Consider the following 14,798-nt stretch of genomic DNA (forward strand, 5'->3'; position numbering starts at 1 on the left):
GCCTAGCGTGAGTCGACATGAAGACTTTCACCCTGCCCGGCACCGATATCGTCGCCCCGAACGTCATCCTCGGCCTGATGCGCATCCAGGAGAAGAGCGACGACGAGGTCCGCGACCTCGTGCGCACCGCCCGCGACGCCGGAATCGACTTCCTCGACCACGCCGACATCTACGGCTCTGAACTGCACGGCTGCGAACGTCGCTTCGGCGAGGCCCTGCAGCTCACGCCCGCGCAGCGTGACGAGATCACGATCCAGACGAAGACGGGAATCGTCGGGGACGGTCCGTACTTCGATTTCTCCTACGAGCACATCATCGAGTCCGTCGAGGGGTCGCTCGCCGCCCTGCGGACCGACCACATCGACATCCTGCTGCTGCACCGCCCCGACGCCCTCGTCGAACCCGAGGAGGTCGCCCGCGCGTTCGACGAACTCGAAGCCGCGGGCAAGGTTCGGGCGTTCGGCGTCTCGAATCACACCCCGCGCCAGATCGACCTGCTGCGGAAGTACGTGCGCCAGCCGATCGTCGTCAACCAGCTGCAGCTCTCGCTCACCCACGCACCGATCATCGCCCAGGGGGTCGCCGCGAACATGAGCGCGCAGGAGCAGGCCGTCACCCGCGACGGGGGCGGGATCGTCGACTACTGCCGCCTGAACGACATCACCATCCAGGCCTGGTCGCCGTTCCAGGCCGGCTTCTTCACGGGGGTGTTCCTCGGCTCGCCGGAGTACCCCGAGCTCAACGCCGTCATCGACCGACTCTCCGCCCAGTACGGCGTCCCGGCGATCGCGATCGCGACCGCCTGGATCCTCCGTCACCCCGCCCGGATGCAGGTCGTTCTCGGCACCACCACCCCCGAGCGCGTCACCGGCGCGGCCCAGGGCTCCGACGTGACGCTCACCAGGGCCGAGTGGTACGAGCTCTTCCGCGCCGCAGGGCACATCGTCCCCTGAGTGCTGTCGGGGCCGTCCGGGCCGTCCAGGTCGTCCGGGCTGTCTGGGCCGTCCGGGTCGGATGTCCCGCGCCGGCCCACACGCGACGGCGCCCGTTGCTAGTCTCGAGGCGTGACGGAACCCACTCATGACGTTGTCATCGTCGGCGGCGGACACAACGGACTGACCGCAGCCGCGTACCTCGCCCTCGCCGGCCGCAGCGTGATCGTGCTCGAGCGCGCGGACCACGTCGGCGGGGCCGCGATCTCCGCGGAGGCGTTCGAGGGCGTCGGCGCCCGGCTCTCGCGCTACTCCTACCTCGTCAGCCTGCTGCCGCAGCGGATCATCGACGAACTCGGCCTCGAGATCGGCCTCGCGCGTCGCCGCTTCTCCTCGTACACGCCGAACCCCGCGGACCCGGCCGGCGGGCTCCTCGTCGACAACGGCGACGACTCCGCCACGCAGGCGAGCTTCGACCGGATCGGCGCACCCGCCGACGCCCCGGCCTGGGCCGACTTCTACGCCGACACCGGGCGGCTTGCCCGAGCGCTCTTCCCCACGGTCTGCGAACCCCTGCCGACCCGCTCCGAGGCGAGGCTGCTGCTCGGCGAAGACTCCCTGTGGGATCGCTTCGTCGAGCATCCGCTCGGCCGGACGATCACCGAGGCCTTCACGAACGACCTCGTGCGCGGCGTCGTCGCGACCGACGGCCTGATCGGCACGTTCACGTCTGCGGATGCGAGCGACCTCGCTGCGAACCGATGCTTCCTCTACCACGTGATCGGCAACGGCACCGGGGACTGGGACGTGCCGATCGGCGGGATGGGAGCCGTGACGGGCGAACTCGAGAAGGCGGCGCGGCAGGCGGGCGCCCGGATCGTGACCGATGCCGAGGTGACGAGCGTCACTCCGGACGGGACCGTGCGCTACCGGCGCGGCGGCAGCATCCGCGAGGTCGCCGGAACGGTCGTGCTCTCCGGTGTCGCCCCCTGGGTGCTCGAGCAGGCTCCTCGAAGCGGATGCCGGCGGCCGGGAGGATCGCGACGCCGCGCCAGAGGCCACTCCCGACCGGGTGCCCGCGCCGAAGCCGGAGGGCGCCCAGGTCAAGGTCAACCTCCTGCTGCGCCGCCTGCCGCGGCTCCGCGACACGTCGGTCACCGCAGAGGCCGCGTTCGGCGGCACCTTCCACGTCAACGAGACGTACATCCAGCTCGAGGGCGCGTACGACGAGGCCATCCGGGGGATCATCCCGGACCGGCTGCCCTGTGAGATCTACTGTCATTCCCTGAGCGACCCGAGCATCCTGTCGCCGGAGCTCGCGGCATCCGGCGCCCACACCCTCACCGTCTTCGGCCTGCACGCACCGAACCGCTGGCTGAGCGATGAGAACAACGACGCAACGCGGGCCCGGCTCCAGGAGGCCGTGCTCGCCTCGCTCAACTCGGTGCTCGCCGAGCCGATCGAAGACCTGCTGCTGACGGATGCGGCCGGCCGGCCCTGCATCGAGACGAAGACGACCCTCGACCTCGAGCACGCCCTCAACCTGCCCGGCGGGAACATCTTCCACGGTCCCCTCGAGTGGCCGTTCCTCGAGGACGACGCTCCCCGGGGCACCGCGGCGGAACGCTGGGGGGTCGCGACCCGGTATCCGCGCATCCTGGTCTGCGGCGCCGGCGCCCGCCGTGGCGGCGGCGTCAGCGGCATCGGAGGGCACAACGCCGCCATGGCGGTGCTCGAGGCAGAGCTCGACGACTGAACCCGCCGGCCGATTTCGTCGGTCGATTTCGGCGGCCGGGGCCAGCGGACCAGGCCGGCACAGGCGATGCTGTGGCACGGGGACGCCGAACGGGTTTAGCCTGAAGGCACGGCTCCTGTTTCACTCACCGCGGAGGTTCCCATGTCAGCCAAGCCCACCGGTCGCCTCGCCCATCGCGAGGACGGGCTGTACCTCATGCTCGATCGTCTTTTCACGGCGCCCATCGACGACGTCTGGGCGAGCGTCAGCCGGCCCGGTGGCCTCGCCGGGTGGATCGGGACGTACACCGGGGCGCCGGAGACCGGTGCGGTGCGCTTCAAGCTCTCCGAAGCGGATGCCGAGTGGACGTATGTGACGATCCTCAAGTGCATCCCGCCGAAGCGGTTCACCGTCAACCTCGGCGAGGGAGAAGCGGCGAGGCACCTGATCCTGCACCTCGTCGAAGGCGCGGGAATGACCACGCTCACCCTCGGGCAGCGCCTGCACTCCGCGGCGGACGCCGCACGGGTCGGGCCGTTCTGGGACTACTACCTCGATCGCCTCGTCGCCGTGCGCACCGGGCAGCCGCTGCCCGCCCACGAGCACTACGCGGGCGGGCACGAGCTCTACTACTCCGAGCTCATCGTCCCGACCAAGCCCCCGGTCGCTCCCGTCCCCGCACCGCCGCGCGCATAGTCCTGCCGACCGTCCCCGAGGGTGCGAGCCCTCCCGGACGTCGGCGCGCCAGAACTGCTGCGCCCGCTGCCGCCGGCTATTCCCAGAGACTCGGGGCGGTCGCGCGGGTCGCGGGCAGGGCGACGTCGGCGCTCCACTCGAGCAGCCACGTCGGGACGGTGAGACCGGCGGGCGCCGGTCCGACGGCGGCGAGCAGTTCCTCGATTCCGACGACGCCCCCGCTGCGCTTGAGGAAGCGACCCCGGATGAAGCCGAGCGCGAGGATCTCGGGGTTACCGTCGGCATCCGGTCGCACGAAGCGCTGCTCCACGTAGACGGCCTTCTCGTCGAAACCGAGGATGCGCGATTCGACGGTGAACCGCTGGCCGACGGTGAGCGACTTACGGAAGCTGATGGTCTCGCTCACGACGACGGGGTACCAGCCCCGCGCGGTGAAGATCGGCCAGATGCCGGTGCGGTGCAGCAGGTCGAGCCTGGCGATGTCCATGATCGACAGGTACACCCCGTTGTTCATGTGCCGCAGGATGTCCTGGTCGGTCGGGAGGGTCACGAACCGGGTTCTCACGACGTCATAGGACCCGACGCGGGGGCCCCGCTTCGACAGCCAGCCGTGGAAGAGGGTGCGCATCAGCATATGCATCCTGCGATGTTAACGCCTCGGGCGATTGGGTAGCATTCCGGTATGGTCCCGATCGATCACCTGCTCACGTTCGCGCTCGCCTCCGTCGCACTCATCGCACTGCCGGGGCCGACCGTTCTCTTCGTGATCGGACGCTCCCTCGCGCTCGGGCGTCTCGGCGGTTTCCTGAGCGTGCTCGGAAACGCCCTCGGGATGCTGCCCCTCATCGCCGCGGTCGCCCTCGGCCTCGGCGCGCTCGTGACCCAGTCGATCGTGGTCTTCACGATCGTCAAGGTCGTCGGCGCCGCCTACATCGTCTACCTCGGCATCCACGCGATCACGCACCGCGGCGCCGTCACCCGGGCACGCGGCGTCACGCTCGTCGGCCGGCCCTGGTGGCGGCTGCTCGCCGAGGGGTCGGTCGTCGGCGCGACGAACCCCAAGTCGATCGTGTTCTTCGTCGCCGTGCTGCCCCAGTTCGTCGACTACCGTGCCGGTGCGGTGCCGCTGCAGCTGCTCACCCTCGGCACCATCTTCGTCGTGCTCGCCCTCGCGGGCGACAGCGTCTGGGCACTCGCGGCGGGCACGGCGCGGAACTGGTTCGCGAAGTCGCCGAAACGCCTTGAACGGCTTTCCGCCGGCGGCGGAGTCATGATGATCGGCCTCGGCGGCGTCCTGGTCGCGACCGGCGCCCAGAGCCTGAACCGCCGTTCCTAAACGGTGACCGGGGCCGGAACGGGCACTGGAAGGGCCGCGACCCGACGGACGAACGCGCCGAGGCGCCGGTAGACCTCCTGGGACTCGGGATGCCGCGCGTCCTGCTGCCAGGTGTGGTGGGTGTTCGCCTGCCGCCGGTCGTAGATCAGGCTGTCCACCTGGATCGACCGGCGCTTGAGCGCAGCGATGAAGTTCAGGTTCGCCCGGTAGAAGTAGTCCCGCTCGCTCGTCGTGACGAAGACGGGCGGGAATCCGCTGTCGAGCCATTCGATCGGGTTCATGAACCGAGCCGCGGCCCGCAGCACGACTCCGCGCCCCCGCTCGGGCAGCAGCATCCGCAGGAAGTTGAGGCTCAGCACGAAGCCGCGCTCGAACATCACCGAGAGGTCGGCGATGCTGCAGTGCTGCACGAGACCGCGGAGGTTGCCCGGAGCCACGTGGGGTTCGATGCCGTAGTGGGCCGCGAGCTCCGGCTCGAACGCGGATGCAGCGAGGAGTGCCGCGATGTGGCCTCCGGCCGAATCCCCGCCGAGCACGATCCGGGTCGGGTCACCGCCGAAGTCGGCCACGTTGCGGGCCACCCAGTCGAGCACCGCGTCACCGTCCTCGAGCATGTGCCTGAGCTGGAACCGGGTGGCCATCCGGTAGTTGGCATTGACGACGACCATCCCGTCCGCGGCCTGGCTCGCGCAGTACTTGGTGAGTGGCGCCTTGTCGCCGGAGGTCCAGCCGCCGCCGTGGAAATACACGTAGACCGGAAGCGGACCGGCAGGGTCGTGCGGCACCATCACGTCGAGCCGGTGGTCGCGGCTCGCGTCCCCGATGTAGTCGACGTCGAGGTGGTAGTCCACCGTATCGATCGGCTGGAGGTTGAACTTGTGCAGGCTCGCCGGGAGAGAGCCGGATCATCAGGGCCCGCCAGACCCAGACGGGAACGCGGCGGAGACTGGTTTCGCGGGGTTTCAGGGTGGTGCCTGCGGTCATGCGAGGGTGCTGCGGATCTGGTTCACAGCACGAACCTAGGTCCCCCGTGTGTGAGCAACCTGAGAGGACCTCAGGTTTCGGCCCCGGGCAGGCGTTCTAGGGGTGCAGTGCCGCCCCGCCGAATGCGCCGGTCGCCTCGATGACCGCACGGCCGAGGGTGTGGAACCGCAGGGTGAAGCCGAGCACGGCGGGAGTCGAGCCCGGGTCGAGGTCGAGGGCGGGGACATCCACTGCGTGCACGATGAACTGGTAGCGGTGGGTGCCGGTTCCGGGCGGCGGGCCGGCGCCGATGAAGGAGGTGAGCCGCAGGCTCGTTGGGCAGGGTGAGCGCTCCGGCGGGCAGCAGCGCTCCGCCGGGTGCGCCGGCTCCGGCCGGCAGGGACGTGACGGAGGCCGGGATGTTGAAGACCGCCCAGTGCCAGAAGCCGGAGCCGGTCGGTGCATCCGGGTCGTACATCGTGACCGCGAAGCTCTTCGTCTCGGCCGGGAACCCGCTCCAGGACAGCTGCGGCGACCGGTCGAGGCCCCCGGCTCCCGCGCCGAACTGGGCGGCCGAAAGCGGTGCCCCGTCGGTCACATCCGTGCTCGAGAGGGTGAAGAGCGGAACCTCGCCGTAGACGGCGAGCGGATCGACGGTGGTCATGGGTCCTCCTGGCGGCGGGGGTTCTTGTGCGGGCTGTCCCCAGTTTAGGCGCCAGGCGTCCTCGCTTCGAAGATCCTCAGGCGCCGCCAAGGTCGCACAGCGGTCGGGTCCAGCCCGGCTCGCTACGGTCCAGCAATGGACTATTCCCTTCTCGGCGTCTTCGGCATCCTGACCATCGTGTCGGTCGCCGTCATCGCGCCGCGGCTCGGAGTCGCCGCCCCGCTCCTCCTCGTGCCCATCGGGATCGCTGCGAGCCTCGTCCCCGGCGTACCGGCCTTCGATTTCCCGCCAGAGCTCATCCTCGCGGTCGTCCTCCCTCCGCTCCTCTATTCGGCGGCGGTCAACGTGCCGTTGCACGACTTCCGCCGCAACGTGACGGCGATCACCGGGCTCTCTGTGCTGCTCGTGATCGTGAGCGCCGTCGCGAGCGGAGCACTGTTCCACTGGTTGCTGCCCGGCCTCAGCGTTCCCGCCGCCCTCGCGCTCGGTGCGGTCGTGAGCCCGACGGATGCGGTCGCAGCGACCTCGATGGGGCGCCGGCTGGGGCTGCCACCCCGGGTGGTGACCCTGCTGGAGGGTGAGGGACTGCTCAACGACGCCTCGGCCCTCGTGCTGTTCCGCTGTGCGATCGCGGCGACGGCAGGCGGGGTGTCCCTGATCGGCGTGGCCGGGGACTTCGTGTACGCCGTCGGAGTCGCGATCGGGATCGGTCTCGTCGTGGGGCACCTGACCGTGTGGCTGAGGTCGCGCCTGGGTAATGTCGTGCTCAACACGACGATCTCATTCGCGGTGCCGTTCCTCGCGTTCATCCCGACCGACCACGTCCACGCGTCCGGGGTGCTCGCCGTCGTCGTCGCCGGGCTCGTGACCGGGCATCGGGGACCGCTGGTCTTCACTGCGGAGATGCGGATCAGCGAACAGGTGAACTGGCGGACGATCCAGTTCGTGCTCGAGAACGGCGTCTTCCTCCTGATGGGCTTCGAACTGAAGTACCTGGTCGGCGAGGTGCACGAGGATCATGTCAGCGTCATCGAGGCCGTCGGCATCGGACTTCTCGCGACCGTCGTCCTCGTCGTCGTCCGGGGCGCCTTCGTCGTACCCCTTGTCGCCCAGCTCAAACGACAAGAGCGCAGGGCCCGGGCCGGCGGCCGGGAGGTCGACTCCGCACTGCGGCGGCTGCGCATGGCCAGGCATGAGGGCGTCGCCCAGGCCAGTGCTCACCGGAGGCTGACCAGGAGGCGGGCGGACCTCGACTTCCAGACGGTCGAGAGCCTCGGCTGGCGGGACGGCGCTGTGCTCGGCTGGTCGGGGATGCGAGGCGTCGTCGCACTCGCCGCCGCGCAGTCGCTGCCGACCGGCATCCCCTACCGGCCGCAGCTTATCTTCATCGCGTTCACCGTTGCCCTCGTGACCCTGCTCGTGCAGGGCGGCACCCTGCCGCTGCTGATCCGCAGGCTCGGGCTCACCGGAAGCGCCGAGGCGGATGACCAGCGTGGCCTCGCAGCCCTCGTCGGCCAGATCAGCGCGGCCGGGCTCCAGAGCCTCGGCAACCCTGCGCTCGCGCAGGACGGTGGTGAACCGTTCACCGCGGAGGCACTGTCCCTGGTGCGTGCGGACAGCATCCGCCGCGCACAGGCGCTCGATGAGACGGCGGCCCCGGCCACCGGGGCACCGCACCACCAGCACCGTGCGCTGCGGCTGCACGTGCTCGCACGTGAGCGCGCCGCCCTGCTCGACGCCCGCGAGACGGGGGTCTACGGCTCGCACCTCATCGAGAGGGCCCAGCGCATGCTCGACCTCGAGGAGACCCGGCTGTCCTCCAACCTCTGGGCATGACTCCTGCACATTCCCCTGCGGTGGAATTCCTGCCGCGTGATTCCGGGGCCCCCGCCGTCAACCGCGGGAATCTGCAGGAGTCATGCCGAACCAGGGCGGGTAACATGGCGCGGTGGCCATTCCGAAGATCCTGTTGTACTACGTCTTCACGCCGCTCGCCGACCCCGAGGCCGTGCGGCTCTGGCAGCGGGGCCTGTGCGAAGCGCTCGGACTGCGCGGCCGCATCCTGATCTCGAAGGACGGCATCAACGGCACGGTCGGCGGCGACCTCCCCGCCGTGAAACGCTACGTGCGGACGACGCGCGAGTACCCGGCGTTCCGCGACATCGACTTCAAGTGGAGCGAAGGCACCGGCCTCGACGAAGCCGGGCTGAGCCTCGACTTCCCGCGGCTCGTGGTGAAGGTGCGCGAGGAGATCGTGAGCTTCGGCGCTCCCGGCGAGCTCACGGTCACCGGGGCGGGAGTGCAGGGCGGCGGCACCCGGCTCGACCCCGCCGCGTTGCACGAACTCGTCGCCGAGCGCGGCGACGACCTGATCTTCTTCGACGGCCGCAACTCCTTCGAAGCGGAGATCGGACGCTTCCGGGGCGCCGTCGTTCCCGACGTCGCAACGACCCGCGACTTCGCCGCCGAGCTCGACAGCGGCCGGTACGACCACCTCAAGGACCGCCCGGTCGTCACCTACTGCACCGGCGGCATCCGCTGTGAGGTGCTCAGCTCGCTGATGAAGGACCGCGGCTTCGGCGAGGTCTACCAGCTCGACGGCGGTATCGTGCGCTACGGCGAGGCCTACGGCAACTCCGGCCTCTGGGACGGTTCGCTCTATGTCTTCGACCAGCGGATGTCCGTCGACTTCGCCGGGGACACCGCGGTCCTCGGCCGGTGCGCCTGCTGCGCGGCAGCGACGAATCAGATGATGAACTGCCGCGAGCCGTCCTGCCGGGAACAGCTCGTCGTCTGCCGGGACTGCACCGCTACGGCGCCCGCCTGCCCCGCGCACTCCTGACCGGCCGCGCGCGGGAGAACTCCCTGGCGTCCTTCGCGGAGAGGGCGAGCAGGATGAGGATGTCGAAGGTGACGCTCACGAGCGAGGTCCGCAGGGTGATCGCGGCCCCGTTGACGACATAGTCGACGAAGCTGGTGATGATGCTCACCGTCGCGAACGACATCGCCACGATCCGCGCCCAGTTCCGGCCGAAGTACACGAATGCGGCGAAGCCGATGTTGAGGGCGAGGACGACTCCGTAGCCGGCCAGCAATAGCCCGAGGGCGACGCCGGCCGTCGCGGGGTCGACGGTGCCCGCCGGCTTGCCGTCGATGGCGACGGCCGAGACGAACTCCGGCCAGTCGAGCGCGGCGAGGACGATGACACCGAGGCCGGACAGGACCCGAGCCGAGAGCATCAGGGCTCCGACGCTGATCGAAGCCGGCCGCCGCCGGTGGACACCGGGTGCCGCCGGCGCCGCGCTCCCGTTCGGTGCCTCGCCCGATGCCGTGGACGGAACCGGCGCGGCAGCAGAACCCGCCCGCGCAGCCGCGCTGCCGGACACCGCGACGCCGGACACGTCGATGACCGGCAGGTCTCCGTCCGTCTGGATCGTGTCGCCTCCGCCGTTGCGCGCGTGGTAGCCGCTCGCGAAGTCCCGGATCACGTCCACCCGGGCCCCCGAGCCAGCCTGAAGCAGCGACTCGACGATGTGGTCCCGCTCGATGTCGGTGTTCTCATCGATCTTGTGCGTGATCTGCAGGGTGAACAGGGAGAAGCCGACGGCGCGATCGAAGGTCCCCGCCGCGAGCCAGTCGACCCTCGTCCCGCCCGGGAGGAGCCAGCCGTCCGGGCAGCGCCAGAACCGCACGTGGTGCCGCTTGGCCGGATTGTCGGCGACCTCCTGCTGGTACGCGAAATCCTGCATCCGGTCGAACAGGAACAGCGGGCTGACGGGCGCCTCGTCATAACTGCGCCTGGCGAGCGTCGCCGAGACCATCCTCCAGGCCGTGCCGGGAGTGATGTCGTCCGCCCGCGTCCAGCCTGCCGCGGCGAGCGCCTGCTGAAGCTGTTCCGCCGAGCCGGTGATCGCGAGGTTGACCGGGTCGCCGAGCAGGCCGTCGCTCGTGCGGGTGCGGCCGATGAAGTAGTTGGGGACGTACAGCTGGGTGAGGATCCGGTGCAGCCTCGGGAGCACGAGGTACGCGAGCAGCACCCAGAAAAGCACGGCGAACCAGAGCGCACCCCAGCCGAGCAGGAAGCTCTCGCTCACGAGCAGAACGGCGAGCCAGACCGCGGCGAACCCTCCGAAAACGAAGAAGAAGGCGTCGACGCCCGCACTCAGAGAGAGCCGGCGCGGCACGATCCGCACCTTCTCTGGCACGGCGGCGGCGGTCATAGCGCTCATGTTATCGATTCGGCCGCGAGCTGGCGAGGGTGATCCGGGTCCCCGCGGTCTCCGCCAGAGCGCACTTTTGGCCCTTTAAACCGCCGCCATAAGGGCCAAAAGTGCACTCTCGCGGAGGGGGAGGAAGGCGGGCGAGTGACGAGTCGTAGGCTCGGAGCATGACTAGTGAGACTCGGTTCCGCGCCATCGTCGTCGAACGAACCGTTGCGGAGGACGGCGCGAAGTCGCAGCACGCGACGCTCACGCTCGTCGACGAGACCTTCCTGATGCCGGGTGACGTGACCATCTCCGTCGAATTCTCGAGCCTCAATTACAAGGACGGGCTCGCGCTCGCCGGTCGGCCCGGGGTCATCCGCGTGTGGCCCCTCATCGCCGGGATCGACGTCGTCGGCACCGTCGAGTCGAGCGAGGACCCGCGCTGGGTTCCGGGAGACCGGGTCATCCTGAACGGCTCCGGCCTGGGCGAGACCCACCATGGCGGCCTCGCCGAACGCGCCAGGGTCTCGGGGGCCTCCCTGGTGCGCCTGCCCGCCGGGATCAGTGCCCGCCAGGCGGCCGCGATCGGCACGGCCGGCTTCACCGCCATGCTCGCCGTGCTCGCGCTCGAACGCGGCGGCACGACGCCGGACTCCGGTCCCGTGCTCGTCACGGGTGCCGCCGGCGGCGTCGGGTCGATCGCGGTTGCCCTGCTCTCGGCCCGTGGCTACCGGGTGACGGCGTCGACGGGCCGCGTCGACGAGCTCGGCGATTACCTTCGCACCCTCGGGGCCGAGGCCGTCCTGGACCGGAGCACCCTCTCCGAGCCCGGCAAGCCACTGCAGGCCCAGCGCTGGGCGGCGGCCGTCGACTCCGTCGGCAGCGCCACCCTCGCCAACGTCCTCGCCCAGGCGAACTATGGCGGCGTCGTCACCGCCTGCGGCCTTGCCCAGGGCGCCGACCTTCCGACGACGGTGATGCCTTTCATCCTGCGCGGGGTGAGCCTCGTGGGCATCAACTCCGTCGAGGCCCCCCTGGCCCTCCGGGAACAGGCGTGGTCGCGGCTTGAATCCGACCTCGACCTGGCGCTCCTCGACGGCCTGACGTCGAGCATCCCGCTCGGGGAGGCCATCAGCGCGGCCGATGACATCCTCGCGGGTCGCCTGCACGGGCGCACGGTCGTCGCGATCCACGAATAGCTCGGTCAGACCCGATTTAATCGCGGCAGTTCGGCCCAGCGCACTATCAGAACGGAGGCGCCTCGCCGCATCCGCCGTCATTCGACGCGCCGTAATCCCCCACTTGTGGGGGATACCTTGGAAAAAAATGAGCGTACCTTGCATAACAGGAACCCCCTTCACCGGGGGTGCCAGGTTCCGGACCACCCATTCCGGAACCGCACACAGGTAGTAATGCAGAGCACCGACTCATCCCCGAGGCGGCTGCTGTACTCCCCGAATAGAGTGATCCGCACGCACTCGTTACCCGAAACGAAGCGCCGTCTCATGAATGAACTCTTTCACCGACCCCCGGAACGGTACGGACAGACCCCGGGGGCCTTCGCATGAAGTCCAGCATCCACCGCGACATGCTGGGCGCGATCATCGATGTCGCAACGGCCGCCCATGAGTCGGCCCTGCTGGTCGTCGGCGAACCCGGATCCGGTAAGTCGCGCCTGCTCGCCTGCGTCGAACCGATCGCTGGGGTCGAGATCTTTCGGGTCAAGATCAATCCTGCCGAAGCCGGTTTCCCGCTCTCCGGCCTCTCCGCCTTCGTCGCCTCCTTCCAGAACCCGGCCGCCGCCGCGCTCTCCAGCGAACTCCTGATCCCCGGCGAAGCGGATGCCCAGCTCGCCGGCCGCGCGGCGGAACTTCTTGCCCTGATCCGCGACTTCCACGCCGGCGGCAACCCTCCTCCTGATCGACGACCTCGACCTGATGGACCTCGCGAGCCAGACCGTCTTCGCGATGGTCGCGACGCGCCTCGGCGGCACGGGACTGCGCCTCGTGGGAACCGTGTCTGCTGAGCCGCCCGTCGGCCCGCTCGCCTCGCTCCCCCGCATCACCCTCGACCGGCTCACCTTCGCCGAATCGATGCTCCTCGCGACCGAGCTTCTGGGGCCCCAGGCCGACGAGGCGCTCCGTCGCATGCTCGCCTTCTCCTCGTCGGGAAGCCCGTCGGAACTCGCCAGGAACGCCCGGCTCCTGACCAGCAGGCATCTCGGCAACACTGCCCCGGTCGCGCTGCCGTTCCGCGCCTCGCGCGCCCCTCGACCCGGACCTCACAGGAACCGGACGACCAGCATCTGCTGCTGGCGATGCTGTCCTGCTCCTACCTGAGCAGCCAGGATCCGTTCCGGCAGAGCGGCGACCCCCTTCGCGGGGCCCTGGAGGAGCTCCTGTCCGCGGGCACAGTGGTCCGCGACGGCCGGTACCTACGGATTTCCGACTCTGCGCTGCGATCCCACCTCTACTGGTCCATCGACGCCGGTACCCGTGCCGAATTCCACGCCCGCGCCGCCCGAAGCGAGGCAGCGCCCGGCGGGGACCCCGGCCTCGCGGCCTGGCACCGCAGCTGGGCGGATGCCGGCAGCCTGTCTTCGGACGAACTGCTCGCCTCCGCTGCCGAATTCGCCGGCAGGGGCCTGATCTGGCAGGCCGTCGAACTCGCCGAACGCGCCCTCGCGCTCGCCCTCGACGCGACGGGCAGCCCCGAGGCCCTTCTCGAGGTCGCGGACGCGCTGTACCTGCAGGGCGAACTCTCGTATGCGGCCCGCTACGCCAGGCTCGGCCAGCGCAGGCCCGGCTCGATCGCCACGGTCACAAAGCTGGCGATCCTCCGCACCGGAATCGAATTCATGTCGACCCACCAGTTGCTCACGACCGACCTCGACGACTGGGTCGGTCTGCGCGGCGCGGGCAGCAGGGCAGAAGACCTCGCGCGCCTGCTCGGCATGAGCGCCCTCAGTCACGCCGAGCGCTGGGAAGTCGACGCCGCGCGGGACGCCCTGGCCAGGGGCCGCCACCTTCTCGAGAGCGCAACCCCGGAGTCCGTCGAACTCCACGAGCTGTCCGCGCTGCTGCTCTCCGCCCTCGAGGGCGACCCTGGTCCGTCGACGCGGATGTTCGAGAGGGTCTCCCGGCACGGCTGGACAGAGGAGACGAGCGCGCGCGCCCTGTCCGTCCTCGGCCGCAGCCTCACGTTCATCGATCGCTACGGCGACGCCAGGCGGGTGCTGCGCACCGTCGTCGGACTCGAGCCCCCTCCTGACCCGATCGTCCTGCAGACGGCCAGGTACTACCTCGCCGAGAACGAAATCCTCGCCGGCAACCAATTCGAGGCCATGGCCATCATCGAATCACTCACGGCCTCAGGGACGGAACAGGTGCATCGTCGCCCGCTCCAGCTCTTGACGGCCTGGTACTGGCAGGCCCGCGGTGACCGCGCCCGCGCGGACGCGGCGATCGAGCTCTGCAACCGCAGCTTCGCGACGAGCGACCATCCGGCGCTCGCCGCACGGCTCGTAGCCGACCAAGGTCGGTTCGCCCTCATGGAGGGCCGGTTCGACGATGCGATCGCGTTCCTGCACCGGGCGGGGGCAATCGGTTCCGCGTTCCGCAACCCCTCGCTGCTCCGGAACCAGGTCGACCTGATCGAGGCATACGTGCTGTCCGGCCGGCTGCGGGAGGCCGTCATCCAGTTCCGCGAGTTCCGGGCCAGGGCCCGGCCCTTCCACACCCGGTGGATCGTGCTCGCCTCTGCTCGCGCCGAGGCCCTGCTGACACCCGGCGAGGCATCCGTCGCCGTCTTCGAACACGCTGCGGGCCTCTGGCAGCCCAATGACTCACAATTCGAGCAGGGCCGTACCCTTCTGAGCTTCGCCGACCGGCTCGTGAACCTCGGTCACGGCAGGGAAGGCGCCGACCAGTACCTGGCCGCACGGATGATCTTCACCCAGCTCGGCGCCATCCCGTGGGCCAGGAAAGCGGATGCCGTGCGTCTCGGCACCCACGCCCCGAGCGTCAACCCCCTCCTCGCGACCCTCGCCCCCGACGAACGGCTCGTCGCCGAACTCGTGCAGCAGGGCAAGCGCAACAAGGAAATCGCAGCAGAGCTCTTCGTGTCCCTGCGCACCGTGGAGGTGCGTCTCACCCGCACGTACAACAAGCTCGGCGCCAAGTCCCGGTCGCACCTGATCGCGCTGCTCTCCGGCTCCGGAGCGGTGCTGGCGGACGGCGCGGCGAGCGGTATGGTCTGATCCACTGAG

At 69.8% G+C, this 14,798-nt stretch carries 12 protein-coding genes and 2 pseudogenes; 10 read left to right on the forward strand and 4 right to left on the reverse strand.

Annotated features, from left to right (window positions below):
- Positions 1–17 precede the first annotated feature (17 nt).
- From KIV56_RS10895 to KIV56_RS10905, 3 genes and pseudogenes are all read left to right on the forward strand, one after another.
- Positions 18–953: an aldo/keto reductase gene (locus tag KIV56_RS10895; RefSeq protein ID WP_281533466.1), complete on the forward strand. Its 936-nt coding sequence runs from the start codon at positions 18–20 to the stop codon at positions 951–953.
- 111 nt (positions 954–1,064) lie between these two features.
- Positions 1,065–2,688, forward strand: a pseudogene (locus KIV56_RS10900) (phytoene desaturase family protein).
- Between the two features lie 141 nt (positions 2,689–2,829).
- Positions 2,830–3,363: an SRPBCC domain-containing protein gene (locus KIV56_RS10905; RefSeq protein WP_281533467.1), complete on the forward strand. Its 534-nt coding sequence runs from the start codon at positions 2,830–2,832 to the stop codon at positions 3,361–3,363.
- 76 nt (positions 3,364–3,439) lie between these two features.
- On the opposite strand, the gene KIV56_RS10910 is transcribed toward KIV56_RS10905, so the two are convergent.
- Positions 3,440–3,997: an acyl-CoA thioesterase gene (locus tag KIV56_RS10910; RefSeq protein WP_281533468.1), complete on the reverse strand. Its 558-nt coding sequence runs from the start codon at positions 3,995–3,997 to the stop codon at positions 3,440–3,442.
- Positions 3,998–4,045: 48 nt separating this feature from the next.
- On the opposite strand from KIV56_RS10910, the gene KIV56_RS10915 reads away from it, so the two are divergent.
- A complete protein-coding gene (locus tag KIV56_RS10915) occupies positions 4,046–4,699 on the forward strand; it encodes a LysE family translocator (protein ID WP_281533469.1) in 654 nt (217 codons plus the stop codon).
- On the opposite strand, the gene KIV56_RS10920 is transcribed toward KIV56_RS10915, so the two are convergent.
- Both KIV56_RS10920 and KIV56_RS10925 read right to left on the reverse strand, forming a co-directional pair.
- On the reverse strand, positions 4,696–5,550 hold the full coding sequence (locus KIV56_RS10920) for an alpha/beta hydrolase (protein ID WP_281533470.1): 855 nt from the start codon (positions 5,548–5,550) through the stop codon (positions 4,696–4,698). The genes KIV56_RS10915 and KIV56_RS10920 overlap by 4 nt on opposite strands.
- A gap of 229 nt (positions 5,551–5,779) precedes the next feature.
- Positions 5,780–6,326: pseudogene (locus KIV56_RS10925) on the reverse strand (YbhB/YbcL family Raf kinase inhibitor-like protein).
- 135 nt (positions 6,327–6,461) lie between these two features.
- Here KIV56_RS10925 and KIV56_RS10930 point away from each other — a divergent pair.
- Together KIV56_RS10930 and KIV56_RS10935 are read left to right on the forward strand one after the other, a co-directional pair.
- Positions 6,462–8,162: a cation:proton antiporter gene (locus KIV56_RS10930; RefSeq protein WP_281533471.1), complete on the forward strand. Its 1,701-nt coding sequence runs from the start codon at positions 6,462–6,464 to the stop codon at positions 8,160–8,162.
- Positions 8,163–8,274: 112 nt separating this feature from the next.
- The gene (locus tag KIV56_RS10935) at positions 8,275–9,168 is read left to right on the forward strand and encodes a rhodanese-related sulfurtransferase (protein ID WP_281533472.1); all 894 of its coding nucleotides are present in this window, start codon (positions 8,275–8,277) and stop codon (positions 9,166–9,168) included.
- On the opposite strand, the gene KIV56_RS10940 is transcribed toward KIV56_RS10935, so the two are convergent.
- A complete protein-coding gene (locus KIV56_RS10940; protein WP_281533473.1) occupies positions 9,137–10,555 on the reverse strand; it encodes an LssY C-terminal domain-containing protein in 1,419 nt (472 codons plus the stop codon). The genes KIV56_RS10935 and KIV56_RS10940 overlap by 32 nt on opposite strands.
- 158 nt (positions 10,556–10,713) lie before the next feature.
- Between KIV56_RS10940 and KIV56_RS10945 the strand changes: the two genes are divergently transcribed.
- The 4 genes from KIV56_RS10945 (at position 10,714) to KIV56_RS10960 (ending at position 14,789) form a co-directional block, all read left to right on the forward strand.
- Entirely contained in the window at positions 10,714–11,730 is a 1,017-nt protein-coding gene (locus KIV56_RS10945; protein ID WP_281533474.1) for an MDR family oxidoreductase, read from the forward strand.
- A gap of 365 nt (positions 11,731–12,095) precedes the next feature.
- Positions 12,096–12,557 (forward strand): hypothetical protein, encoded by a 462-nt coding sequence (locus KIV56_RS10950; RefSeq protein ID WP_281533475.1) that lies wholly within the window; start codon positions 12,096–12,098, stop codon positions 12,555–12,557.
- The gene (locus KIV56_RS10955; RefSeq protein WP_281533476.1) at positions 12,547–12,870 is read left to right on the forward strand and encodes a hypothetical protein; all 324 of its coding nucleotides are present in this window, start codon (positions 12,547–12,549) and stop codon (positions 12,868–12,870) included. Before KIV56_RS10950 ends, KIV56_RS10955 begins: the two co-directional genes overlap by 11 nt.
- Complete coding sequence (locus KIV56_RS10960; protein ID WP_281533477.1) at positions 12,849–14,789, forward strand: helix-turn-helix transcriptional regulator; 1,941 nt, start codon at positions 12,849–12,851, stop codon at positions 14,787–14,789. The genes KIV56_RS10955 and KIV56_RS10960 overlap by 22 nt, the downstream gene beginning before the upstream one ends.
- Positions 14,790–14,798: the final 9 nt, after the last annotated feature.

The sequence above is a fragment of the Cryobacterium breve genome, from assembly GCF_027594785.1.
Taxonomy (GTDB): domain Bacteria; phylum Actinomycetota; class Actinomycetes; order Actinomycetales; family Microbacteriaceae; genus Cryobacterium; species Cryobacterium breve_A.